We start from the raw sequence: 24,824 nt of genomic DNA, 5'->3' as shown, positions 1-24,824 counted from the left end.
GTTAAAAAAATGAGTGCGCCTTTCATACACGATAATTTTTTATTAGAAAATAAATATGCAGAAGAGTTGTATCATGATTTTTCTAAAAATCAGCCTATTATAGATTATCATAATCACCTGTCACCACAGTATATTGCTGAAGATAAAATTTTTGAAAACATAACTCAAGTTTGGATAAATGGAGATCATTACAAGTGGCGTGCCATGAGAACTCTGGGTATTAAAGAACAATTTATTACTGGTAATGCAACTGATAAAGATAAGTTTTTACAATGGGCTAAAACGGTTCCTTACACTATGCGTAATCCATTGTTTCATTGGACACACCTAGAACTTGCCAGATATTTTGATATTCATGAGCTGTTAAATGAAAAAACAGCCGAAAAAATCTATGAGGAATCATCGGCAAAAATAGCTTCAAAAGAATACAGTACTCAAAACTTGTTAAAAAAAGTAAATGCCAGTTTTGTGTGTACAACTGAGGATCCAATTGACACCTTAGAACACCATCAGTTTTTGACTAAAAACCCATTTGAAACTAAAGTTAGTACTGCTTTTAGACCAGATAAAGCTATTCTTATTCTAAACGATGGGTATAATGCTTATATGAATTCATTAGGTGAAGCTGCAGGTATTTCAATTGATTCGTATGCTGATTTGTGCGTAGCTTTAGAAAAAAGAATTGATTATTTTGATCAAAACGGTTGTAAACTTTGTGATCATGGCTTGGATCAAATTTATTTCGAAAGTTTTACTGAGGTTGAAGTAAATCGTATTTTTAGAAAGAAAAAAGAAAACGTGTCTATAACTACTGAGGAGGCTTTTAAATTTCAATCAGCGATTTTATTGTTTTTATCCGAAACGTATCACAAGTATGGCTGGGTGCAACAGTTTCATTTAGGAGCATTACGAAATAATAATGAGCGAATGCACCGTATTTTAGGGCCAGACACAGGATGGGATTCTATAGGAGATTATCCGCAAGCGTTAAAACTTTCTCGTTTTTTAAATGCTTTGGATAGCCAAGATAAATTAACAAAAACGATAATTTATAATTTGAATCCTGCTGATAATGAAGTTATGGCTACTATGATTGGTAATTTTAATGATGGTAGCGTAAAAGGAAAAGTACAATTTGGTTCAGGATGGTGGTTTTTGGATCAAAAGGATGGAATGACAAAACAATTAAACGCACTTTCTAATATGGGGTTAATAAGTTGTTTTATAGGAATGTTGACTGATTCAAGAAGTTTTTTATCATTTCCGAGACATGAATATTTCCGTAGAATTTTGTGTAATTTGTTAGGTGATGAAATTAAAAGGGGAGAGTTACCACCAGATATGGAATGGATTGGTAAAATGGTTTCAGACATTAGCTACCACAATGCAAAAGAGTATTTTAATTTGTAATTAAAAAGATTATGTCTCAAAATAGTTCCAATCAATTATTTTTCTTGGCAGATGAAATGCAATGGGAAATTGCTAGTACTGGTGTTTTAAGACAGCTAACAGGATTTGATGATCGTGTTATGATGGTGAATGTTAGGTTTAAAGAAGGCGCTATAGGACCTATACACAAGCACACACATACACAACTGACGTATGTAGCCGAGGGTAGATTTGAGGTTACCATAGAATCTGATACCTGTGTTTTAAAAAAAGGGGATTCATTTCAGGTTCCTTCTAATAGTTTGCATGGTGTTTTATGCTTAGAAGAAGGTATTTTGATTGATGTTTTTAGTCCTATGAGAGCTGATTTTATTAAATAGTAAAGGAATATTGAATGAGTAAAGTAGTCACTTTTGGCGAAATAATGTTAAGACTTTCAACAGAAAGACATTTGCGTTTTGAACAAGCCAAAACTTTTACAGCATCTTACGGTGGCGGTGAATTTAATGTAGCGGCATCATTAGCAAATTATGGAATTGAAGCTGAATTTGTTACTAGAATTCCTGATAATGAGATAGGAGTTTGTGCAGAGAAAGAAATGAGAAAAATGAACGTAAGTTCTAAAAATATTCTTCGTGGCGGGGAACGTTTGGGTACTTATTTTTTAGAAACTGGAGCAGGAACAAGAGGTAGTAATGTGGTTTATGATAGGGCCCACAGCGCTATGGCTACAATTACGAAAGGGTTAATTAATTGGGAACAGGTTTTTGAGGGTGCAACATGGTTCCACTGGAGTGGTATTACTCCAGCAATTTCTAATAGTGCTGCCGAAGCTTGCTTAGAAGCTGTTCTTGTGGCTCATAAATTGGGATTAACTATTTCATGTGATTTAAATTATAGATCTAAATTATGGCAATATGGTAAAACTCCTAGTGAAGTTATGCCAGAAATTCTTAAATACAGTAATGTCATTTTAGGTGATATTGATACAGCATATTTTATGTTGGGTTTATCTAAAGTGCAACCTAATTATCAAGACTTAGTTTCATTGCCGTCCTTATACGGTAAATTATTTCAGCTATGTCCTAACTTGAAAATTGCAGCTACGACACTCCGCTATTCTGTGAGTGCATCACATCAAAGAATTGGAGGGATATTATATGATGGTGAGCATATAAGTAATGCAGCGGTAAAAGAAGTAACGCCTGTGGTGGATAGAGTGGGTAGTGGGGATGCTTTTATGGGTGGTTTAATTTATGGATTATTGAATTTTCCAGTAAGTAATCAACGTGCTTTAGATTTTGCAGTTGCAGCTTGTTGTTTAAAACATACCATTGCTGGAGATTATAACTTGGTTACAATAAAAGAAATAGAAAACATGCTAGATGGAGACGGGTCTGGTTTAGTTTCACGATAAAATAGTAATATATGGCACGATATTCTAGAATTGAAGTAGCAAATGCAATGGCGGCAACGGGTTTAGTCCCATTGTTTTTTCATAATGACGTAGAACTTGGAAAAAAAATTATAAAAGCATGTTATGATGGTGGTGCCAGATTGATGGAGTTTACCAGTCGTGGTGATTTTGCTTTTGAAGTTTTTGGAGTCTTGAATAAATACGCATTATCAGAACTGCCAGGAATGATTCTAGGTGTTGGTTCTGTTACAGATGCTGCTGCAGCATCGCTGTATATGCAACTTGGAGCTAATTTTATTATTACGCCTGTATTGCGGGAAGAAATTGCACTTATTTGCAATCGCAGGAAAGTGCTTTGGTCACCGGGTTGCGCATCCCTTACAGAAATTGCTCGTGCAGAGGAATTAGGATGTGAAATTGTAAAACTTTTTCCTGGAGATGTATACGGTCCTCAATTTGTCAAAGGAATCAAAGGTCCTTGTCCTTGGACTAGTATTATGCCTACTGGCGGTGTAACTACAGATAAAGCAAACTTAAAAAGTTGGTTTGATTCAGGTGTGACTTGTGTGGGTATTGGTTCTCAATTAATATCAAAAGTTGTAATAGAAAATCAAGATTTTCTTGGACTTGAAAACACAGTAAGAAATACCCTTGAAAATATAAAACAAATTCGAGACGAAAATAAAAAGTAAATGGAAACTAATTTTTCATTAAAAGGGAAGGTGATTGTAGTCACTGGAGGAACTGGAATTATAGGGTATTCATTTATAAAAAGTATTGTTAGTGCAGGAGGTATTGTTGGTATTTTAGGCAGAAATGAAAAAATAGCTCATCAACGAGTTCAAGAAATACAAGATAAAGGTGGAAGTGCCATTGCTTTACTTGCAGATGTTACAAATGAAGCCCAATTGCTTTTAGCAAGGGATAAAATTTTAGATGCTTTTGGTAGGATTGATGGTTTAGTAAATGCTGCAGGAGGAAATATTCCAGATGCCGTTGTGCAACCAGATCAGGATATTTTTAGTCTTAATATTAATGCCTTAGAACAAGTGATGCAGTTAAATTTACTAGGAACCATTTTACCTACACAGGTTTTTGGTGCAAGTATTCAACAAGCAGGATCGGGCAGTATAGTTAATATTTCATCTGTAGTATCTCAACTGGCGGTAACTAAAGTTTTGGGGTATAGTTTAGCTAAATCATCAATAGACAGTTACACTAAATGGTTTGCTACAGAACTTGCCAAACGGTATGGAGATGCCATCAGAATGAATTCTATTGCGCCAGGTTTTTTTTTAACAGAACAAAACAAAACCTTGCTTACAAACCAAGATGGAACTCTTACTGATAGAGGAAATCAAGTATTGCAAAGTACTCCTTTCAAACGTTTTGGTCATCCTGATGAACTTGCAGGAGCATTAATATGGTTGTTAAGTGACGCATCAAAATTTGTCACCGGTTCTAAAATTACAGTAGATGGAGGCTTTACAATTTTTAGTGGAGTATAAATATAGTATTATAGTAAAGGTATAATAAGCGACTTATACCGTGTTTTTTTGATCGTTATTCTTAACTCCTCATAGAGAATAAAAGGATGTAAGCATAAAAGTAAGTCGTTTATAATACTCTTTCATAAAATTTCTACTTTTTTAGGTCTATTATAAGTACCGTAAAAGAGTTTTAAATAATTTAAAATCATGAATTTAAATAGAAAAAATACAAACCTAGAGGTCTTAAATCCTATAAAAGTGGTGCAATTTGGCGAAGGTAATTTTTTAAGAGCTTTTGTTGATTATGCTTTTCAAGAGCTTAATGATTCTTTAGAATTTAATGCAGGAATTGCAGTTGTTCAACCCATAGAGAATGGTATGGTCGACATGCTTAACAATCAAGATGGTTTGTATACGCTATTCTTGAAAGGATTAACTAAAGGACAAGAAATCCAAGAGAAAAAATTAATTACAAACTTGGTTACAGGGATTAATCCATATGTAAACTTTCAGGATTTTTTGGCTTTAGCCAAAGAAAAGGAGCTTCAATTTGTGATTTCTAATACTACTGAGTCTGGAATTGCTTATGTCTCATCAGACACTCCTACAATGCAACCACCTAGTTCTTATCCCGCTAAGTTAACACTTCTTTTATACGAAAGATTTAATTTTTTTAACGGGGATCCTAGTAAAGGTTTGTGTATTATTCCATGTGAATTAATTAATAATAATGCAGATACGCTTAAGGAATTCATTATCAAATACAGTAATGATTGGAATTTAGGCACTGATTTTATGGATTGGGTAAACCAAAATAATAGTTTTCATAATACGCTAGTTGATAGGATTGTACCTGGTTATCCAAGAACTGAAATTGAGGAATACAACAATCAATTAGAGTATACCGACAATTTAATTGTAACTGCTGAAACCTTTTTTCTGTGGGTTATTGAAGGTGGTGACGCTTTAAGAGCTAAATTACCTTTTCACAAAACCAGTTTAGATGTGAAAATTGTAGATGATATGCAACCGTATAGAACGAGAAAAGTTCGTATTTTAAATGGTGCTCATACTGCAATGGTTCCATTTTCATTGCTATTTGGTAATGAAACTGTAAAACAAACTGTAGATCATATTTTTACAGGCTCTTTTGTCAATGATGCTATTTTTAAAGAAATAAATGAAACCATAGCAATGGACAAGGTAGAACTTGATCTTTTTGCAGAGGATGTTTTAGACCGTTTTAGAAATCCTTTCATAAAACATAATTTATCAAGTATTGCGCTAAATTCTATTGATAAATTTAAAGTTAGAGTGCTACCAAGTATTGTGGAATATGTTAAAAAATTTAACAAAACACCTACAAATCTTACGTTTTCTTTTGCTTGTCTCATTAGGTTTTATCAAGGAACTTGGAACGGAGAAAAACTGCCCCTTGATGACAATCCCGAAATTATAACTTTTTTTGAGGATGTTTGGAAAACAAATAGTTTAGAGGAAGTAGTTCAAAAAACGCTTTCAAATATTGGTTTTTGGGGGCAAGATTTAAATGCAATTAATGGATTATCCAATGATTTAGTGTTAGCATTGACGGAAATTGAAAAAAATGGGATTGAAAAGGGCTATGCTAATTTCAGTCAAAAAAAATAACTTCATCAACGAATTACATTTTTTATTATGCAAAAGAAATTAATAAAAGTAAACCCATCAGATAATGTAGCAGTTGCATTAGTTAATCTTACAGCTGGTGAAAATATCAATTTTGAAAATGATACAATTACCATTACTGCTGCAGTAAAAATGAAGCATAAAATTGCCTTGAATGATTTAAATTTAGGGGATAGAATCATCATGTACGGAGTTTTAGTTGGTAAAGCGAGTGCATTTATAGAAAAAGGTGGATTACTCTCTACTGATAATGTAAAGCATGAAAGTGATGCTGTATCTGGAAAAACAGAAACTATTGGTTGGGAAGTTCCTAATATTGATAAATGGAAAAGTCGAACTTTTAATGGGTATCACAGAGAAGATGGGCAAGTAGGTACAGAAAATGTGTGGCTTTTTTTTCCGCTTGTTTTTTGTGAAAACAGAAATATTGAAATCTTAAAAGATATTTTTGAAAAAGAACTCATGAAGCCTAAAGAGAATGATTATCAATTGTTATTAAGGTCATTAGTAAGTGCTGAAAACGGGGAAAACGAAACGATTTCAAATAAACAAAATTCAGATTTGTTTCAAAATATTGAAGTTAAATTTATAACTCATCAGGGTGGTTGTGGTGGTATTCGTCAAGATTCACATAGTTTAGCTAAATTATTAGCTGGTTATGTAAATAATCCTAATGTTGCTGGTGCAACTGTTTTAAGTTTAGGGTGTCAAAATTTACAAATCCAAATTTTTAAAGATGCGCTACACGAAATAAATCCTACGAGTACAAAACCGGTTTTGATTTATGATCAGCAACAAATAGGTACTATTGAAGCTATGTTGAGTAGCGTTGTTAAAGATACTTTTGAAGCCATAAAAAAAGCCAATGAATTGGAAAGAAAACCCGCTCCTTTGTCTAAACTTTCTATTGGTTTAGAATGCGGTGGATCTGATGGTTTTTCAGGTATATCAGCAAATCCAACTTTGGGCGTTACCTCAGATTTGTTGACGGCTCTTGGTGCTACTACCATACTCTCAGAGTTTCCAGAATTGTGTGGAGTAGAACAAGAATTAGTGAACCGTTGTGTTGATGATGAGGCTGGTGTTCGATTTTTGGAACTAATGAAATGGTACGAAAAAACAGTAGTTGATGCAGGCTCAGGATTTGATATGAATCCGTCACCTGGAAACATAAAAGATGGTTTAATTACAGATGCTATGAAATCTGCTGGAGCAGCCAAAAAAGGTGGAACTTCACCTATTGTTGGTGTTTCTGATTATGGAGAATATATTACAAAACCAGGTTTAAATTTACTTTGCACTCCAGGAAACGATGTAGAATGCACTACTGCTATGGTAGGATCAGGAGCTAATATGGTTCTTTTTACCACAGGTTTAGGAACGCCAACGGGGAATCCTATTGCACCAGTTGTAAAAATTTCTTCTAATACTGACTTAGCGCAAAAGATGTCTGATATTATTGATATTGATACTGGTGGTATTATAACTGGTGAAAAAACAATTGATGAAATGGCCGATGAAATGCTAGAGTTTATTATTCAAGTGGCAAGCGGTGAGATAAAAACAAAAGCCGCTTTGTTAAATCAGAATGATTTTATACCATGGAAAAGAGGCGTTTCTTTATAATTTAATATAAAGATGTAAGTATTTGAATACCAAGTAGAGTTCGTTAAAAACGGGTGTTGCTTAATTGCAACATCCGTTTTTTTATTCCTGATTTCTTAAGGAAGATTTTCTGATGTGCAATATTGGATTGAGAACAATCTTTTTTTCAATTTTAAAATTATCTGAAGAATTCATTTGTTCTAAAAATACTTTTGCAGCCATTTTTCCCATTTCTTGGGGAGATTGATCTATGGTTGTAATAGAGAGTTCCATGAATTTTGTAAAAGGTTCGTTTCCAAAACCCACCACACAAAAATCTTGTGGCAAAGTAAAACCTTGACTTTTTAATTCTTGTATGGCTCCTAATGCAGCAAAATCACTCGCCGAAAATATAGCATCAGGAGGTGTTTCTAGTTGTAATAATGTTTTGGTTACCAATGCTCCTTCTTCTAAATTACTTTTAGAACGAATAACATATTCCTCTATAAAAGGAAATCCATGGTCTAGTAATGCTTTTTGATATCCTTTAAAACGATTTTCATAAATTTCAAGAGATTGATCACCACTCAAATGTGCAATTTTCGTACAGCCTTGATCTATTAAATGTTTAGTAGCCATATAACCCGCTTTGAAATCATCAATAGTAATGGAGCTTACGCCATCTATATTTTTTTTTCTATCAAAAAAGATTAAGGGTACTTTTTTTTCTAAAACTCTATGAATTATTTTTTCATTTTTCTTTGATTCGTTTGTAATAGAAATCATAATTCCATCTACTTGTGCGTCAAGTAAGGTGTTTATGTTTTCAATTTCTCTATTTTCATCTTCATGAGTTTGACAAATGATGACGTTGTATTTATTAGGGTGAAGCTCCTCTTCGATACCGCGAATAACAGATCCAAAAAAATTAGTATTGATACGAGGAACAATTACACCAATATTTCCGCTTTTTCCACTTCGTAGAGCAAGTGCAAGTCGGTTTTGCTTGTAGTTCATTTTTTCGGCAGTATCTAGAACAAGCTTAATGGTGGACTCACTAATTTTTGGATTTTTATTCAAAGCTCTTGATACAGTGGCTGCTGATATGTTGAGCTCTTTTGCGATATCGTAAATTGTTATTTTCTCACTCATTGGGAATCAGTAGTTTATATTGATGGTGTAAAACTAATACTTTTTTGTTAATAATACAGCTATGTTATCGATTGTATAAAACCAAATTTAGTTTCATTTTCACGAATGTACACCTGTTTATAATGTAATTTAAATGATAATATATTGCATTAAGTAAATAAAAACAATCTTTTTTTTATAGTACTGCTATTTTTATGATTTTAATTTTGGTAAAATGAAAATAAATATATACGTTTGTGTAATCGATTGCATTACTTGATTACAGTATTTAATAAGTATACGCATTTTTTAATTTTTAAAAATAAAATGACAGTAAAACACTCTTATACAGTTCAGTTATTCTTATCTATCGCTTTAGTGAGTGTAGTGTTATTATCTTGTTCCACAACTAAAACAAAAGAAGTTGAAGGTTTAAATCCATGGAAAGAAATGGCTTTGATATTAGATAGTATCCAGGCTCCTCAATTTCCAAATAAAAATTACATTATTACTGATTTTGGTGCTCAATCTGGTGGGGTAATGAATGCAAGTGAGGCTTTTAAAAAAGCAATAAACGTTTGTACAAAAAATGGTGGTGGAAAAGTGATTGTCCCTGCGGGAAAGTTTTTAACGGGACCTATTCATCTTGAGGATAATGTTAATTTACACTTAGAGCAAGGTGCAGAAATAGTGTTTAGTACTAACCGAAAAGAGTACCCACTAGTACATACCTCTTGGGAAGGAACTGAATTAATGAATTATTCTCCATTAATTTATGCTTATCAAAAAAAGAACGTTGCCGTGACGGGTAAAGGAGTTTTAAATGGTCAAGCCAATAATGAAAATTGGTGGTGGTGGTGTTCGAAAAAAGAATATGGATGGAAAGAAGGAAAACCAAATCAAAACGATCCTCTAAACCGATTGCGATTGATTGATTTGGCTGAAAAAAGAGTGCCCGTTGAAGAGCGTATTTTTGGCGAAGGCCATTACTTAAGACCTAGTTTTGTGGAGTTTTTTGATTGTAAAAATGTGCTTTTAAAAGATGTGAAAATAATAAATGCTCCTTTCTGGATTGTGCATCCTATAAAATCAGTAAATGTTACCATTGATGGAATTACGGTAGAGAGTCATGGTCCTAATAATGATGGTTGTGATCCTGAATATTCTAAGAATGTATTAATTAAGAATTGTGTTTTTAATACAGGAGATGATTGTATTGCAATAAAATCAGGAAGAGATGCTGATGGTAGACGTGTGGCTATGAAAAGTCAAAATATTATTGTTCAAAACTGCAAGATGATTGACGGTCACGGCGGTGTGGTGATAGGTAGTGAAATATCCGGAGGAGTGAGTAATGTTTTTGTTGAAAATTGTGTGATGGACAGTCCAAATTTAGAGCGAGCAATTCGAATTAAAACGAATTCAAATCGTGGTGGACTTATTGAAAATGTTTTTGTAAGAAACTTAAAAATAGGACAAGTTAAAGAAGCGGTTTTAAAATTAAACATGTTTTATGAAGTTTATGGCGCTAAACCAGGCACTTTTATCCCTCAAATTCAAAATATACATTTAGAAAACATAACAGTCCAAAACGGTGGAATGTATGGTATACTTGCTAAAGGATATGAACAATCTCCTATAAAAAATGTGACTTTTAAAAATGTAAAAATTATAAAAGTAAAAGAAGCTTTTTCCATAGAGAATCTGGTGGGGCTTAAACTAACCAATACCTATATCAATGGTGTAAAAGTAAACACACCAACAAAGATTTAAATTTTATTATACTAACTAACCAAATTATTAAATTATGAATTTCAGACATTTATTAAAAAAAGGCTCTGCATGTTATGTTGCCTTTTTCTTATTACTGAGCTTGTTTACAGTTCAGGAGATGAAGGCTCAGCAACCTTCCTCTGTTTCAGGAACTATTACAGACGCTGCTGGATTGACATTGCCTGGTGTAAATGTGGTTGAAAAAGGAACACGTAATAGCGCAAGTACAGATTTCTCTGGAAATTTCAATATAAAGTTAACTAAGGAAACTGCAGTGTTGCAGGTTAGTTTTGTAGGCTTTGTTACTCAGGAAGTAAATGTAAAAGGAAAAAGTACTGTTAAAATCACTCTAGTTGAGGAATCTCAATCCTTGAAAGAAGTTGTGATTGTGGGGTATGGTAGCGTAAAAAAAACGGATTTAACAGGTGCAGTAAACACTTTATCATCGGCTAAAATTACTGAAAGAAATGTTACTAATCCTCTAGAAGCCATTCAAGGTGGAATTGCAGGAGTTCAAGTAACATCGAACTCAGGTAGATTAGGGGATGGTTTTAATGTTGTTATTCGTGGCTCTAATTCTATTAATAAAGACGGTTCAAAGCCTTTATTTGTTATTGATGGTGTTCCTACTGATAATATGGATTTCTTAAATCCGCAGGACATTGCACGAATGGATGTATTGAAAGACGCTTCTTCTGCAGCAATATATGGTTCAAGAGGAGCTAGTGGAGTAATTATTGTTACTACAAAAGGTGGCGCTAGTGCAAAATCAGGAATCAATTTTTCTTATGAAACTTCATATGGAAACAAGCAAGTGGCACGATTACCACAATTTATGAGTGGGGAAAAATGGTGGAGCTACCATCAAGCGGCTTTTTTGCCTACATCACTTTCCTCAACAGTACCTAACTATGCTAGTATAACTCCAGCTTTATTGACTGCTAATGTAGGAGCTACTGGGACAAACAATGTTTTATTACAAAGAGTTGCTAGAAACCAAACTTTTGACTGGACTGATGCAGTCTTGAGAGGTGCTATGACACAAAACAATTACTTATCTATTTCAGGTAGAGGAGAATCGGGGATGGCTTACAACTTAGCAATAGGACAACAAAAAGAAACAGGAAACGTTCAAAATGAAAGTATTGATAAATATACGTTCAAAGCAGGTATAAATCATCAAGTTAATAGCAAATTTGGTTTAGGGGTAAATTTAACTTTATCAAAAACAGATGAGCAACTAGGTAGCCCAACCGCTATGCAAGAAGCTTTTAGACAAAATCCATTTACTTCACCTTGGGCAATTGATGCGGCAGGTAATGAAATCATTGGAACATTGGCGTTACAGCCAGGAACATTAAGATATCCAAACGGTACTTTGGCTATCAATAAAACAGGATCTATAAATCCATTGCTTGAAATTGAAAATTCAACAGATCAACGTGTTAACTGGACAACGATAGGTAATGTTTTTGCAGAGTACAAAGCTACTAGTTGGCTTACCTTCAAAACTACATTCTCAGCTGGTAAATTAGATTCAAAAAGAGGTAAAGCTTTTGGTCCATTAACTAATATTGGAATAGCGAATAAAAATTTACTTTCAGGAGAAATTGACAATCTTCAAAATTTCAATTATACTTGGGATAATCAATTCAATATTAATTATACCTTAAATACGGATCATGTTTTCAACTTTTTAGGATTGCAAAGTTTATACAGTAATACAACCGAAACTTCTTTTTTATCTTCTCGTGAAAACCCATTTGATACTGATTTTAACAATCTTGGATCAGGTCCTCAAAACACGTATAATGTTCGTTCAAACTTCTTTAAAAACACTTTGAATTCGTATGCGGCGAGATTGAATTATACCCTGAAAGGAAGATATTTATTAACTGGTACTATAAGAGCCGATGGTTCATCAGTATTAGCCAAAGGTAACAAATGGGCGTCTTTCCCATCGGTTGCAGTAGGATGGAAGGTAAATGAAGAAAGTTTCTTAAAAGATGTTTCTTTCATTAGTAATTTAAAATTGAGAGCCAGTTTAGGATACACAGGTAACGATAATGTTACACCTTATTCAAGTTTGAGTGTACTAAGAAATTCAACTTTTTATGATTACAATAGTACCACTTTAAGCAATGGTTTTATTCCTTCAAGTTTAGGAAATCCAGAGCTTACTTGGGAAAGAACAAGAGAAACTAATTTTGGTTTGGATTTTGGGTTTTTAAGAAACAGAATCTCGGGAAGTGTAGATGTTTATGATAGATTATCGGATGATTTGTTGTTTCAACAAGCGCTTCCTTTAGAAATGGGAATTCCTATCATTACTTCAAATGTAGGATCTGTAAGCAATAAAGGTGTAGAGGTTGCTCTTTCTACTAAAAATATTCAAACTAAAAATGTTACTTGGGAGACAAGTTTTACTTTCACTAAAAACGTAAACAAATTGGTTTCTATTTACAACCAAAAAGAGGTTAGTGATGTGGGAAATAATTTGTTCCTAGGTGAAAATATTAATTCATATTATAATTTTGTTTTTGATGGTGTTTGGCAAGAGAGCGAAAGAGCTCAAGCAGCAATTTACAATCAATTGCCGGGTGAAGCACGTGTGAAAGATTTAAATAATGACGGAAGAATAGATGGGAACAATGACAGAGCGATTTTAGGTAATTTTGATCCAAAGTGGACAGGAAGTTTTTCTACTTCATTAAAAGTGCATCAATTTGATTTTGGATTGTCTTTAATAGCAAATCAAGGGATGACTGTTTTTAGTGATTTTCACAACAACTTTGCAGATGTGAATGATCGTGGACGCCAAAAATTAGATCTTCAAGATTGGTACGTACCAGCAAACGGTGCAGGTATTCCGCAACAATTTTCAAATACGAATCCTTTGCCACGAGCTGCTGGTGTGTATTATACAAATAATGATGTTGCTTTTTATAAAGATGCTTCATTTGTTAAAATCCAAAACATGTCATTTGGTTACAGTTTTGATGACGAATTATTAGAAAAATTGAAAATTAAATATTTAAGATTGTATGTAAATGTTTTAAATCCATTTGTGTTTACAAATTATGAGGGATATGATCCAGAGTGGGCTACAGCGTCACAAGCAATCAATCGTGTAGCATCTACTACTATTCAAATGGGAGTAAGTTTAAAATTTTAAATTAAATTAAAATGAAAAAAATTATAGTAATTATAGGGATTCTAGCATTATCAATGAATTCTTGTTCCTCTTTTATTGAGGAAGACAACAGATCTTTGGGAAATCCAGAAGAGTTTTACTTAACCAATCCTGGATTTGAAGCTTTAGTAAATACCAATTATTTCATGCTGAAAGATATTTATGGGGGTAATCCGTGGTTGTTTGAAGCGGGTACCGACTTATATTCTGAAGGAAGGAATATGGAACCTGATGGTTTGAGTAAATATGCTAATTTAGATTCGACATCGGATGGAGTAGATCAATTGTATAAAACGTGTTATGCCGCAATACAGCAAGCCAATACAGGCTTATACTTTGCTCCATTAACTGCACCAAATACTAATTTAAATACTAGAGTAGGTGAATTGAAGTTTTTACGTGCTAATGCTTATTTTTTATTAGTTCAAACCTACGGTGGTGTACCTCTTGTTCTTGACTATTTTAAAAGTCCAATTCAATCATTTGATAGAAATACTGCTGAACAGGTATATACACAAATTTTAAAGGATTTAACAGAGGCTTTGCCTGCAGTAGCTACTGGCGGATACACAGGAAGGGTTAATCGTAGAGCAGTTCAAAATTTGCTTGCAAAAGTATATTTAACACGAGGTTATGAAACTTTTGGAGCTTCAAATGATTTTGCAACAGCTGCATCATTAGCTGACCAAGTAATTAGTGGCCAACAGTTAAATGTGTCATTTGATAACGTTGTTCGACCAGGAAATGAAATGAATGCTGAAACTATTTTCTCGGTTCAATTTTCACCACTTGCAAATTCAACTGGAGTTACAACTTTAGGAAATGCCCAAGTGTATTATTTTGGACCTTATTTAGGACCTGCAGCAACTGGAAATCCATATCCAAACAGAAGCTACACCTTGTTACCTACACCATATGCATTATCTTTATTCGAAAAAGGAGATCGTCGTTGGGAAGGTTCTTTTATGACCGAAATTTATACGCGATACTATGCTTTTTATGAGGTGGCAGATAAATCAACTTTAAAAATAACTGACTTTTATGAGCCTAGCTGGTTCACATTAGCTGACAGAGCTGCTTGGAAAACGGCGAATACTCCAAGATATCAAAATGCAGCTACATTTAGATACCACAATTGGGGAACATTCGCATCGTCATCTAATGTTAGTGCGGATTATGCGACAATTCCAGTTCGTAAATTTGATGATCCAACGGCACCTTACGGAACTGCTACTAATAACAGAGTAAGTACCCGAGATTTTATCATATCGCGTTTAGGTGAAACGTATTTAGTTGCTGCCGAAGCGTATTTGAAAGCGGGTAATCCTGCAACAGCTTTACAACGACTTAACGAAGTACGAAGAAGAGCCGGTGGAGGAACTACAGGAGTAATTCCAGTGCTTACAACTATTGATATTAATACTATTCTTGACGAAAGAGGTCGTGAATTACTGGGTGAGTACCACCGATGGTTTGATTTAAAACGTACTGGCACTCTTGTAGCTAGAACGGTTTTATACAACCCAAAAATAACTAGTGCTGCTGTTTTTAATGGGAAAAATGGGAATTTGAAAGTTTTAAGACCAATACCACAATCGGTATTAGATTTAAATAGAAGTACCAATTATCCACAAAATCCAGCTTATTAATAATTTAAAGATTTTGGTTCAATAATTTTTTTTGAGTTTGTTAAAAAAGGGGTTTGATGTTTGTATCAAGCTCCTTTTTCTCTTACATTTCATCATTTTTTTAGTTAAAGACAGTTATGAAAAATATAAAAATAATACTAGGTGTTTTTTTGCTGAGTTCACTTTTTGCACTAGCACAAAATCCTCATAATAATAAAAAAACCTACGCTGAAATATCTGTGAAAGAAGGCGGAAAATGGGAAGATCGAAAATACATTGGTGGTACGTTCAAAAACGTTCAAAAGTTGAAACTTGCGCCAGAACATACGGATCATTCGTTTGATATTCGTTACGAAGGTCCAGGTTGGGAAAGCAACAAAATTGGCTACCGTTTGTATCTAGATTGGAGAAATGCCATTGATATTTTCGGAAAAAAAACAGATGCTGTCGTTTTACCTCAAGTGGGTCAAGATGGTTTTGACTCTTATCACGAAATGAGTGATTGGGGTTCAGATATTTTAAAAGCAGGTAAAGGTATCGGTATAGGATCTATAGATCGATATCTAAACAACGAAAGATTACACTTTTATGAAGTCGATTCTACCCTAGCAAAGGTGGAGAATAAATCCAAATCATCTGCGGTAAAAATCAATTACTATGGTTGGAAAACAGCGGGAGAAAAAATTGATTTCACTTCTCAGTTAACTATTGCTTCAGATCAACGTCATACCCAGCACACCATTCAAGCTTCTAAAGCAATAAGTGGAATTTGTACTGGAATTGTTAAACAAAAAAATACGGAAATCTTCAAAAAAGTGAGCCAAAACAAAAAATGGGCTTATCTCGCCACTTATGGCACTCAATCGCTAATTCCGGATCAACTAGGCATGGCCATTTTTTACGAAGTGAATACTATAGAAGCTGAAGTTAGCGCAGAATTCGATCATCTTTTAGTTTTCAAACCTTCAACAAAAGGGGTAACCTTTTATTTTTTAGGTGCTTGGGAACAGGAAAAGGACGGAATTAAAAATAAAGGAGCTTTTGTAAAATATTTGGACGAAAAACTAATCGAACTCAACAAAAAAGGCAAAATTTAATCATAAAGAACAATTTAATCATGAGAAAAAATAGTTTTATCACCCTTTTAATAATTGTTCTAGGAGTATGTGAGGCTAGTATTTTGAATGCGCAAACCATATCTCCAAAACTAAAATGGTCAGAGCGCATGGCCGCTACCGTAATGCTACAACACCAAGAATCGTATATGATAGATCATGCGACTTTTCCAAAATGGGATTATGTTCACGGACTGGTTTTGACTGCAATGGAAGAATTGAATAAAAAACATCCCAACCCAAAATATACCGAATACATAAAATCATATGTAGACAAACTCATCCAAAAAGATGGAACTATTGATAGTTACAAATTTGATTCGTACAATATTGATATGGTAGTAGCTGGTAGATTATTGTTTGATATTTATGCTAAAACTAAAGAGGAAAAGTATCTAAAAGCATTGCAAATGCTCAGAAAACAAATCGAGGAACAACCTAGAACTGCGAGTGGTGGATTTTGGCATAAAAAAATATATCCTAACCAAATGTGGTTGGACGGATTGTATATGGGAGAGCCTTTTTATATCCAATACACCATGACTTTTGAAAACGGAAAAAGTCTAGATGACATCGCTAAACAATTTGAACTCATTCAAAAAAATGATCGCGATCCTAAAACCGGTTTGCTTTATCATGCTTGGGACGAAAGTAAACAAATGCCTTGGGCCAATAAAACGACTGGAACATCTCCAAATTTCTGGTCTCGTTCTTTGGGTTGGTACGCCATGGCATTGGTGGATGTTTTAGATTATATGCCCAAAAATCATCCAAAACATAAAGAATTAGTAAGTTATTTGAAACAATTGGCCTCATCATTAGTCCCTTTTCAAGATGAATCAGGACTTTGGTATCAAGTTACAGATAAGGGAAATCAAGGCGGAAATTATTTAGAAGCCTCTGGTACGGCAATGTTTAGTTATGCTTTTGCAAAAGGAGCAAATAAGGGATACTTGCGCAAAAAATACAAAAAGATTGCTCAAAAAGCTTTTAATGGTCTTACAGGAAATTTGGTTAAAATTGGCGCAAATGGCGAAGTAATCATCACTCAAGCCTGTGCAGTGGCTGGACTTGGTGGAAATCCTTACCGAGATGGCTCTTTTGAGTACTATGTAAACGAAAAGAAAAAAGACAACGACCCAAAAGCAACTGGGCCTTTTATTTTAGCTGCTTTAGAGTTGAATAAGTAAGTTCATCATATTAATTTTTTATAATGCTTTTTGAAATGAGGTACATGCAAAGAATTATAAATGTTATGGTTTGTATTTTTGTTTCTAATATAAATATTCTGGCTCAAAGCTCCAGCGAGATCCCAAATACGAGTACAGTAGTAAAGGTAGACGTACAAACCAATGAAAATTATTTTGTGGTAGATGCTAAAGGATCTGGCAATTTCACCAAGATTCAAGACGCCATTAATGCGGCTCGTTCCTATCCCGATCAGCGCATTATAATCTATATCAAAAACGGAAAATACTACGAAAAAGTAAAAATCCACGCTTGGAATACCAAAATTTCCCTCATTGGTGAAAGCAAAGAGAACACTATCATTACTTTTGACGATCACTTCAAAAAAGTGAATGTGGGACGCAACAGCACATTTCACACCTACACCGTTTTGGTAGAAGGAAACGATTTTATGGCTCTAAATTTAACCATCGAAAATAGTTCGGGCGAGGTGGGACAAGCTGTTGCGCTCCATGTAAACGCCAATCGGGTAAAAATTGAAAACTGCAATCTCTTAGGAAACCAGGACACGCTTTACACCTCAGGCGAGGGAACCAAAAACTATTTCAAAGATTGCTACATCGAGGGCACCACCGATTTTATTTTTGGCGATGCTACAGTTTTGTTCGAAAACTGTACGCTGCACAGCAAAAAAGATTCTTATATCACCGCAGCTTCAACGCCTCAGGACGGCACATTTGGCTACGTTTTCAAAAACTGCAAACTCACGGCAGACGCTAGTGTCAAAGAAGTCTATTTAGGCAGACCTTGGCGCATCTATGCGAAAACCGTTTTCATCGATTGCACGATGGATGCCCATATTCTCCCGCAAGGATGGCACAATTGGTCAAAACCCGAAGCCGAAAAAACCAGCCTTTATGCCGAATACAACTGTTCTGGTTCTGGCTTTCAACCGCAAAAAAGAGTCCCGTGGTCGTATCAACTATCTAAAAAAGAAGCTAAAAATTACAACATAGATAACATTCTTAATGACAAAATAAAAAATTGGTACGTAACCACTAGTAATTAGTTACTATTTTTTTTGGAGCAGCAACAAAACGCTTTTCAGGAAACAAAGTCCCGCTATCCGTTACAATCTTTTTTTTATACCTGTCAGGTTTCTAAAACCTGACAGGTATAAAAAAAAGGATTTCCACTACACCCGAGCGATAGCGAACTGGCGAAGCAATCGGGGCTAGTAACAAATAAATCACACTCTTGGCTTCAGAACCTAAAACAAGACTATAAATTTAACCGAAAATGAAAAAATACCTTCTATTCTTAACCTGTATTACCCTAAGTGGTTGGGCACAAAACAAACCTTTTCCCACAGAAAAAGTCAACGCTATCCTAAATCGTATCGTGTTACCCACCATTCCTGCCTTTACCATAAAAGTAACCGCATTGGGAGCCAAAGGAGATTCGATAAGCAATGCAAAACCTGCTTTTGATAAAGCAATGGCGCTTTGTAAAAAGAAAAACGGCGGAACAATCATTGTCCCAAAAGGTGTCTATACACTACAAGGTCCGCTTCATTTTGTGAGCAATGTTCGCTTGCATTTAGAGGACGGTGCCAAAATCAGATTTGGTTCTAATCCAAAAGATTATCCGCTAGTTTTGACCAGCTGGGAAGGAACAATGCTATATAATTACAGTCCATTGATTTATGGAATTGGTTTAGAAAACATTGCCATTACCGGAAACGGAATTATCGATGGAGAAGCCAAAAACACTTGGATCAAATGGAAACCGCTAGAAAAGAAAGACCAACTTTTGAGTAGAGAAATGAATCATGAAAATGTTCCCGTCAAAGACCGAGTTTTTGGAGATGGGCATTACTTGAGACCGCAACTTATTCAATTCATCGACTCGAAAAATATACTTATCGAAAATGTTCAAATCGAAGATTCACCATTTTGGTGCATTCATTTGTTTAAAAGTAAAAGCATTACGGTTCGAGGTTTAAAATACAAAGCATTCAATAACAATAACGACGGAATTGATCACGAATATGCTAGTGATGTCCTAATCGAAAATATTTCTTTTGATAATGCCGATGATAATATTGCCATAAAATCAGGAAGAGACCACGAAGGAAGAGCCAATAGTGCCACTCCAAGCCAGAATATTGTCATCCGAAATTGCAATTTTAAAGGATTACACGGAGTAGTATTGGGCAGCGAAATGTCGGCTGGAATTCAAAATATTTTCGTAGAAAACTGCAAAACTACTGGCTACCTCAAAAGAGGCATTTACCTAAAAACCAATGCCGATCGTGGCGGCTATATCAAAGATGTGTTTGTGAATAATCTACAACTCGACGAGGTAGAAGATGTCTTGCATATAACCTCCAACTACCACGGAGAAGGCAGTGGTTTTGCTTCAAGCATTAACAACATCAATTTTTCGAATATCGTTTGCAACAAAGCCACACAAACCGGCATTGTGATTCAAGGCTATCCTGAATTAAAAATAAAAGACATTTTTTTTAACAACATTCATATTCAATGGGCTAAAAACGGCATTTCAAGCCAAAACGCTGAAAATGTTGTTTTGAATGAAGTCACTATTGGAGATAAAGCTACAGTTCCAACCTCTGTAAAATAACATTAAAATGAAAAAGTACTTCCTAGTAATTGTGTTCATCACCCTAAACGGTTGGGCACAAAAAACGACCATTTACACCATTGGCGATTCGACTATGGCCAACAAAGTAGCCCCAGAACAAAACCCCGAAAGAGGATGGGGACAAATGCTACCTTCTTTTTTTTCAGATAATGTGGTGATAGAAAACCATGCCGTCAATGGCCGAAGCACGCGCAGTTTCATTGATCTAAAATTATGGGACGCTGTGTACAATTCACTTAAAAAAGGGGATTATGTCTTTATCCAATTTGGTCACAACGATGGCAAAGTAACCGACCCAACCCGTTATACCAACCCGCACACAAGCTATAGACACAATTTGATTCGTTTTGTAGAAGAAACAAGAAAAAAAGGTGCAACTCCTATTTTGTTTTCCTCTATTACCCGAAGAACTTTCAATGAACAAGGTGTTTTGATTGATTCACACGGCGATTATACACAAGAATTAAGGCTCGTTGCACAAGAATATAGAGTTCCTTTTATCGACATGCAATACTATACAGAACTTCTGGAAGAATCCTACGGAGTGGAAAAATCAAAAGAGTTACATCTACACTTTGCCGCGGGAGAAAATAGCTATATCCCAAAAGGAATTGAGGATAATACGCATCTGTCTGTAAAAGGAGCCACAGAAATTGCTAAAATTGCTGCGCAACAAATAAAAGCACTCGACATTCGCTTATCCAAAGAAGTGAAATAAACCAGATAAAACCGTAATGTTTTATCCCATATAACAGGAAGTGTTGCTTGTGAATTGATGTTAAAAATTAGTTTGATTTATTTTAACAACAATTTCTTTTTGGGCGGTGAACCATCGTTTTTTTATTAAATCGTTCAAAAATGGTAAAAACACGTTCAAGCTTATTCCATTCAAGAGTATATAAAGATTGTGTCCCACTTAATTTTCTACATATTAGATTTTCTTCAAGCAAATCTTTTAAATGTTTAGAAACGGTAGATTGAGACAAGGGTAACTCGGCCACAATTTCCTTGCAGGTTCTATCCTTATGTCTTGAGAGTATGGCTATAATTTGGATTCTTGCAGGATGGGATAAACATTTTGCCAATTGTGAAAGTTCTAGATCTAAACTGTTAAAATCGTTATTTCCTTTCATATTAATCGTGTTTTATAGATAATTAGTTTGGACATTATAAAAAATATTAATTCAGTGTAAGTTTTTATTATTCAGTATTTTATGTTGATTTTAACGAAGTATAATCGTAAAAATACGATAAATTATTAAAACTTAAACACATTTAGTTACGTAGTTTTATAAAATCTATATTTTATAAAAATGAAGTACATTTTCACTTTTTTAATTCTGTTTTGTTCAGGATTATTATTCGCTCAAGAAACTACTGGAATAGTAAAAGGAACCATAACAGATGAGCAAAATAATACCTTGCCATTTGCTACTATTTCTATTCTTCAAAAGTCAACAGGAATAAAATATGCAACGCAATCACAAGCAGATGGGTATTATGAATTCAATCAGTTACAGCCAGCGTATGATTATGAAATTAAAATTGTGGCAGAAGGGTTTAATACCTTACTTTCAGATGCTATTCAAGTACAACTAGGTAAAACTATCAAACTTGATTTTATACTTTTTGCAAAAGCAGAAGTATTGCAATCAGTAGTAGTTGTAAACAATGCTGAGTCTAAAAAAGGAAATGAAAAGCGTTTAAAAATAGATGTAATTACGAACCTTCCTACGGCAAATAGAAGTATTCAAGATGCTACGCGATTACTACCAGAGGCAAACCTAAATTCATTTGGAGGGGCTAACTATAGGTTTAATAATTTATCTATTGATGGGAGCGCCACAAATGATGTTTTGGGCTTTCAAGAGCCAGCGAGTGGTGCATCAGGATCAACTGCTTCCGGAACGCCTGGGGGTTTAGCAGGTACGCAACCGATAGGTTTTGGAGCCATAAGTGCACTCTCTGTAAAAACTGCCCCATTTGATGTAACTTTTGGGAATTTTACAGGTGCAAGCATCAATGCAGTTACTAAAAGTGGAACGAATAAAACAACTGGTCTTGCCTACACCTTTGTGAAAAATAGAAATTTAGTAGGTACTTACGCTGATGGTATTAAGCAACAAAAAGCAGCTTTTAATGACTATACCTACGGTTTTAGTATTGGCGGAAGCCTAGTTAAAAACAAATTGTTTTATTTTTTTAATGCAGAATTGGCCGATAGAAATGAAACGGTATTTAATGCTCCTGGAAGTATAACTTCCAATATTTCTGCTGAAACGGTTGCCCTTATAGCTGATAGACTTAAAACAAAATATAATTATGATCCAGGAACTGCACTCAATGCCCAAATAGAGCGCAAGAATACCAAACTTTTTTTAAGGTTAGATTACAATATTAGTGATGATCATAAATTAACGTTAAGAAATAATTTTGTTAAAGGCTATGCTGATAATCTAGAATGGACTCCCACTGTTTTTAATTTTACAAATCAAGGATACAGGCACAATTCTACTACAAATAGTATTGTAGCAGAGCTAAAAAGTAAATTCACAAATCAGCTTTCAAATAAAATGACAGTTTCTTTATCAACGGTAAATGATGATCGGACTTATGAAGGTCGTGTTTTTCCGCATTTAGAAATTATTGACAATACCTCAAATACTGTTTTTGCAGGAACGTATAGAGAAGCTTCTATTTACGGTTTAAGTTTAAATACTATTCAGTTTACAGATAATCTTACTTATTATCACAGAAATCATAAATTTACTGCTGGAGTTTCATCTGAAATTAATAGTATTGAATATCGTTTTTTAACTGCTTTCAATGGTAGGTGGCAATACAACTCTGTAGCTAGTTTCCTGGCAGATCAACCCAATCGTGTTCGTGGAGTGTACAATATTGAGAATAACGATTTTGAGTTTAATAAAAAGACCCCATCAGCAGATTATGGAGTCGTATTAGGTAGTGTTTATTTACAAGATGAAATTAGACTCTCAAAAAAGTTTGCTATTTTAGCAGGAATTCGTTTAGATTGGCAAAATACGCCTACCGCTTTTCCTGTTTCTGATGAAATTCAACGTACACCAGAGTTTTCGGGTTATAAAAATAAAATTAATAGTACACCAATAATTAATCCGCGTTTTGGCTTTAATTATACTATAGATAAAGATGGAAAATACAATTTAAAAGGCGGTTCTGGGTTTTTTACTGGAAGAATGCCTTTTGTGTGGTATGCTTATGAATATTACATTTCAGGAACTAAATATTTTAACATTGATTACCGCCCTACAACAAATTTAGATATCAACGAAGATTTAAGTCAGTTAGCGCCTTTGCAAAATAGAAAGTTGACCGAAGTAAATTTAGTAGACACTAATTTCAATTTACCACGTGATTGGAAAAGTAACATTGCGCTTGATGTAGCTTTAAAAAATAACTTTGCTTTAAACTTGGAGGCTACTTATACTAAAACTTTAGATGGGTTATTGTTTAAATCCATAAATAGGAGAGAGGATCAAAAAAGTAATTTTTTAGGAGCAGATCAACGCCCATATTACAATACCTCAGCAGAGAGCATTAAAATCAATCCTAATTTCACAAATGTTTTTTTATTGACTAATACTTCTCAAGGATATAGATACAACTTCACAATAGGGCTTACTAAAACAGAAAGCAATTACAATGGATTTTTAGGGTATACGTATGGAGTGAGTAAAGACATTTCAAGCACCAATAGGAATTCACATGCGGCAAATTTTGAATGGAACCAAGCTTTAGTAGCCAATTCACCTGAACTCACCGCTTCAAATTTTGATTTGCGTCATAAATTTGTTTCCTATCATTTTTATGATATTCATTTTAAATCGAGCAGTTTTAAAGTAGGATTATTATACAACGGTAGATCAGGGAGTCCATTTACATTTGTTTATGAAGGAGATATTAATAGAGATGGTTCAGCCAAGAACGATATTATTTATATTCCCAGAGATCAATCGGAAATTAGACTTCAAAATATAGTAGACAGGAATAATACTGTGATTGTATCAGCAGCTGAGCAATGGCAGCAGCTTAATGAATACATCAATGACAATGATTATTTGAGTAAAAACAGAGGTAAATATGCCAATAGAAACGCGGCAAGAACACCATGGAATCATCAAGTAGATTTAAAACTCATGTATGAGACAAAACTTTTTAAAAATAAAGTAGAGTTTGCGCTTGATTTATTTAATGTAGGCAACCTAGTTTCAAAAAATTGGGGTACTCAAGTTTATGTTCCTAATATTAACAATTCAGGTTATGCTTTGCTTGATTTTGTTCGAATAGAAAATCAACAACCCATTTTTCAATTTAAAAATCCAAAAGGTACTCCTTGGTTAGTTGATAATTTAAACTCAAGATGGCAGGGACAACTTAGTGTGAGTTATCATTTCTTGTAAGAGTGATTTTTTAAACTCTAAAATGAGCCAACAGAAATATTTTTGAGACATATGGATAATTCGTATTTTCATGACTTGTAACATTAGGCAGGAAATAATACATGAAAACAATCCATAAAAAAAGCGTTGCAAATGCAAC

18 protein-coding genes are annotated in these 24,824 nt (G+C 34.3%); 16 read left to right on the top strand and 2 right to left on the bottom strand.

Features of this window, described 5'->3' with window-relative positions; all coding sequences use genetic code 11:
• Window positions 1-9 precede the first annotated feature (9 nt).
• The 7 genes from uxaC to IQ05_RS08440 all read left to right on the top strand — a co-directional run bounded on the left by uxaC (window position 10) and on the right by IQ05_RS08440 (window position 7,590).
• A complete protein-coding gene (gene uxaC, locus IQ05_RS08470; RefSeq protein ID WP_144891975.1) occupies window positions 10-1,410 on the top strand; it encodes a glucuronate isomerase in 1,401 nt (466 codons plus the stop codon).
• An 11-nt stretch (window positions 1,411-1,421) separates the two neighbouring features.
• On the top strand, window positions 1,422-1,769 hold the full coding sequence (locus IQ05_RS08465) for a cupin domain-containing protein (protein ID WP_144891973.1): 348 nt from the start codon (window positions 1,422-1,424) through the stop codon (window positions 1,767-1,769).
• Between the two features lie 14 nt (window positions 1,770-1,783).
• The gene (locus IQ05_RS08460) at window positions 1,784-2,806 is read left to right on the top strand and encodes a sugar kinase (RefSeq protein ID WP_144891970.1); all 1,023 of its coding nucleotides are present in this window, start codon (window positions 1,784-1,786) and stop codon (window positions 2,804-2,806) included.
• A gap of 11 nt (window positions 2,807-2,817) precedes the next feature.
• Window positions 2,818-3,498, top strand: coding sequence for a bifunctional 4-hydroxy-2-oxoglutarate aldolase/2-dehydro-3-deoxy-phosphogluconate aldolase (locus IQ05_RS08455; protein WP_144891968.1), 681 nt, complete (start codon window positions 2,818-2,820; stop codon window positions 3,496-3,498).
• On the top strand, window positions 3,499-4,314 hold the full coding sequence (locus IQ05_RS08450) for an SDR family oxidoreductase (protein WP_144891966.1): 816 nt from the start codon (window positions 3,499-3,501) through the stop codon (window positions 4,312-4,314).
• A gap of 186 nt (window positions 4,315-4,500) precedes the next feature.
• Entirely contained in the window at window positions 4,501-5,946 is a 1,446-nt protein-coding gene (locus IQ05_RS08445) for a tagaturonate reductase (RefSeq protein WP_394345200.1), read from the top strand.
• Between the two features lie 27 nt (window positions 5,947-5,973).
• Window positions 5,974-7,590 (top strand): UxaA family hydrolase, encoded by a 1,617-nt coding sequence (locus IQ05_RS08440; RefSeq protein WP_144891962.1) that lies wholly within the window; start codon window positions 5,974-5,976, stop codon window positions 7,588-7,590.
• Window positions 7,591-7,671: 81 nt separating this feature from the next.
• Here the strand turns inward: IQ05_RS08440 and IQ05_RS08435 are convergent, their stop codons facing one another.
• A complete protein-coding gene (locus IQ05_RS08435; protein ID WP_144891960.1) occupies window positions 7,672-8,700 on the bottom strand; it encodes a LacI family DNA-binding transcriptional regulator in 1,029 nt (342 codons plus the stop codon).
• A gap of 306 nt (window positions 8,701-9,006) precedes the next feature.
• Between IQ05_RS08435 and IQ05_RS08430 the strand changes: the two genes are divergently transcribed.
• From IQ05_RS08430 to IQ05_RS08395, 8 genes are all read left to right on the top strand, one after another.
• Window positions 9,007-10,452, top strand: a complete 1,446-nt coding sequence (locus IQ05_RS08430; RefSeq protein ID WP_144891958.1) for a glycoside hydrolase family 28 protein — start codon at window positions 9,007-9,009, stop codon at window positions 10,450-10,452.
• Between the two features lie 34 nt (window positions 10,453-10,486).
• On the top strand, window positions 10,487-13,627 hold the full coding sequence (locus IQ05_RS08425) for a SusC/RagA family TonB-linked outer membrane protein (protein ID WP_244289548.1): 3,141 nt from the start codon (window positions 10,487-10,489) through the stop codon (window positions 13,625-13,627).
• An 11-nt stretch (window positions 13,628-13,638) separates the two neighbouring features.
• Window positions 13,639-15,294, top strand: a complete 1,656-nt coding sequence (locus tag IQ05_RS08420; protein WP_144891956.1) for a RagB/SusD family nutrient uptake outer membrane protein — start codon at window positions 13,639-13,641, stop codon at window positions 15,292-15,294.
• Between the two features lie 116 nt (window positions 15,295-15,410).
• On the top strand, window positions 15,411-16,370 hold the full coding sequence (locus IQ05_RS08415) for a DUF4861 family protein (protein WP_144891953.1): 960 nt from the start codon (window positions 15,411-15,413) through the stop codon (window positions 16,368-16,370).
• A 20-nt stretch (window positions 16,371-16,390) separates the two neighbouring features.
• A complete protein-coding gene (locus IQ05_RS08410; RefSeq protein ID WP_144891952.1) occupies window positions 16,391-17,578 on the top strand; it encodes a glycoside hydrolase family 88/105 protein in 1,188 nt (395 codons plus the stop codon).
• Between the two features lie 44 nt (window positions 17,579-17,622).
• The gene (locus IQ05_RS08405) at window positions 17,623-18,645 is read left to right on the top strand and encodes a pectinesterase family protein (RefSeq protein ID WP_244289547.1); all 1,023 of its coding nucleotides are present in this window, start codon (window positions 17,623-17,625) and stop codon (window positions 18,643-18,645) included.
• 230 nt (window positions 18,646-18,875) lie between these two features.
• Window positions 18,876-20,222 carry a glycoside hydrolase family 28 protein gene (locus tag IQ05_RS08400; protein ID WP_144891948.1) on the top strand — a complete coding sequence of 449 codons (1,347 nt, stop codon included), beginning with the start codon at window positions 18,876-18,878 and terminating at the stop codon, window positions 20,220-20,222.
• A gap of 7 nt (window positions 20,223-20,229) precedes the next feature.
• A complete protein-coding gene (locus tag IQ05_RS08395; RefSeq protein WP_144891946.1) occupies window positions 20,230-20,961 on the top strand; it encodes a rhamnogalacturonan acetylesterase in 732 nt (243 codons plus the stop codon).
• 82 nt (window positions 20,962-21,043) lie between these two features.
• Here the strand turns inward: IQ05_RS08395 and IQ05_RS08390 are convergent, their stop codons facing one another.
• Window positions 21,044-21,376 carry an ArsR/SmtB family transcription factor gene (locus IQ05_RS08390; RefSeq protein WP_144891944.1) on the bottom strand — a complete coding sequence of 111 codons (333 nt, stop codon included), beginning with the start codon at window positions 21,374-21,376 and terminating at the stop codon, window positions 21,044-21,046.
• 180 nt (window positions 21,377-21,556) lie between these two features.
• Between IQ05_RS08390 and IQ05_RS08385 the strand changes: the two genes are divergently transcribed.
• Window positions 21,557-24,685 carry a TonB-dependent receptor gene (locus tag IQ05_RS08385; RefSeq protein ID WP_144891942.1) on the top strand — a complete coding sequence of 1,043 codons (3,129 nt, stop codon included), beginning with the start codon at window positions 21,557-21,559 and terminating at the stop codon, window positions 24,683-24,685.
• Window positions 24,686-24,824 lie beyond the last annotated feature (139 nt).

Origin of the sequence: Flavobacterium tiangeerense (assembly GCF_007830355.1) — a bacterium.
Classification (GTDB): domain Bacteria; phylum Bacteroidota; class Bacteroidia; order Flavobacteriales; family Flavobacteriaceae; genus Flavobacterium; species Flavobacterium tiangeerense.
The sequence above is the reverse complement of the archived record's forward strand: the minus strand, read 5'-3'. Positions and strand labels throughout refer to the sequence as shown.

What these genes read in the sequence shown, in the direction of transcription:
- uxaC (WP_144891975.1), top strand. Translation starts at nt 10, where the DNA reads ATGAGTGCGCCTTTCATACACGATAATTTTTTATTAGAAAATAAATAT.
- IQ05_RS08465 (WP_144891973.1), top strand. Translation starts at nt 1,422, where the DNA reads ATGTCTCAAAATAGTTCCAATCAATTATTTTTCTTGGCAGATGAAATG.
- IQ05_RS08460 (WP_144891970.1), top strand. Translation starts at nt 1,784, where the DNA reads ATGAGTAAAGTAGTCACTTTTGGCGAAATAATGTTAAGACTTTCAACA.
- IQ05_RS08455 (WP_144891968.1), top strand. Translation starts at nt 2,818, where the DNA reads ATGGCACGATATTCTAGAATTGAAGTAGCAAATGCAATGGCGGCAACG.
- IQ05_RS08450 (WP_144891966.1), top strand. Translation starts at nt 3,499, where the DNA reads ATGGAAACTAATTTTTCATTAAAAGGGAAGGTGATTGTAGTCACTGGA.
- IQ05_RS08440 (WP_144891962.1), top strand. Translation starts at nt 5,974, where the DNA reads ATGCAAAAGAAATTAATAAAAGTAAACCCATCAGATAATGTAGCAGTT.
- IQ05_RS08435 (WP_144891960.1), bottom strand. Translation starts at nt 8,700, where the DNA reads ATGAGTGAGAAAATAACAATTTACGATATCGCAAAAGAGCTCAACATA.
- IQ05_RS08430 (WP_144891958.1), top strand. Translation starts at nt 9,007, where the DNA reads ATGACAGTAAAACACTCTTATACAGTTCAGTTATTCTTATCTATCGCT.
- IQ05_RS08425 (WP_244289548.1), top strand. Translation starts at nt 10,487, where the DNA reads ATGAATTTCAGACATTTATTAAAAAAAGGCTCTGCATGTTATGTTGCC.
- IQ05_RS08420 (WP_144891956.1), top strand. Translation starts at nt 13,639, where the DNA reads ATGAAAAAAATTATAGTAATTATAGGGATTCTAGCATTATCAATGAAT.
- IQ05_RS08415 (WP_144891953.1), top strand. Translation starts at nt 15,411, where the DNA reads ATGAAAAATATAAAAATAATACTAGGTGTTTTTTTGCTGAGTTCACTT.
- IQ05_RS08410 (WP_144891952.1), top strand. Translation starts at nt 16,391, where the DNA reads ATGAGAAAAAATAGTTTTATCACCCTTTTAATAATTGTTCTAGGAGTA.
- IQ05_RS08405 (WP_244289547.1), top strand. Translation starts at nt 17,623, where the DNA reads ATGCAAAGAATTATAAATGTTATGGTTTGTATTTTTGTTTCTAATATA.
- IQ05_RS08400 (WP_144891948.1), top strand. Translation starts at nt 18,876, where the DNA reads ATGAAAAAATACCTTCTATTCTTAACCTGTATTACCCTAAGTGGTTGG.
- IQ05_RS08395 (WP_144891946.1), top strand. Translation starts at nt 20,230, where the DNA reads ATGAAAAAGTACTTCCTAGTAATTGTGTTCATCACCCTAAACGGTTGG.
- IQ05_RS08390 (WP_144891944.1), bottom strand. Translation starts at nt 21,376, where the DNA reads ATGAAAGGAAATAACGATTTTAACAGTTTAGATCTAGAACTTTCACAA.
- IQ05_RS08385 (WP_144891942.1), top strand. Translation starts at nt 21,557, where the DNA reads ATGAAGTACATTTTCACTTTTTTAATTCTGTTTTGTTCAGGATTATTA.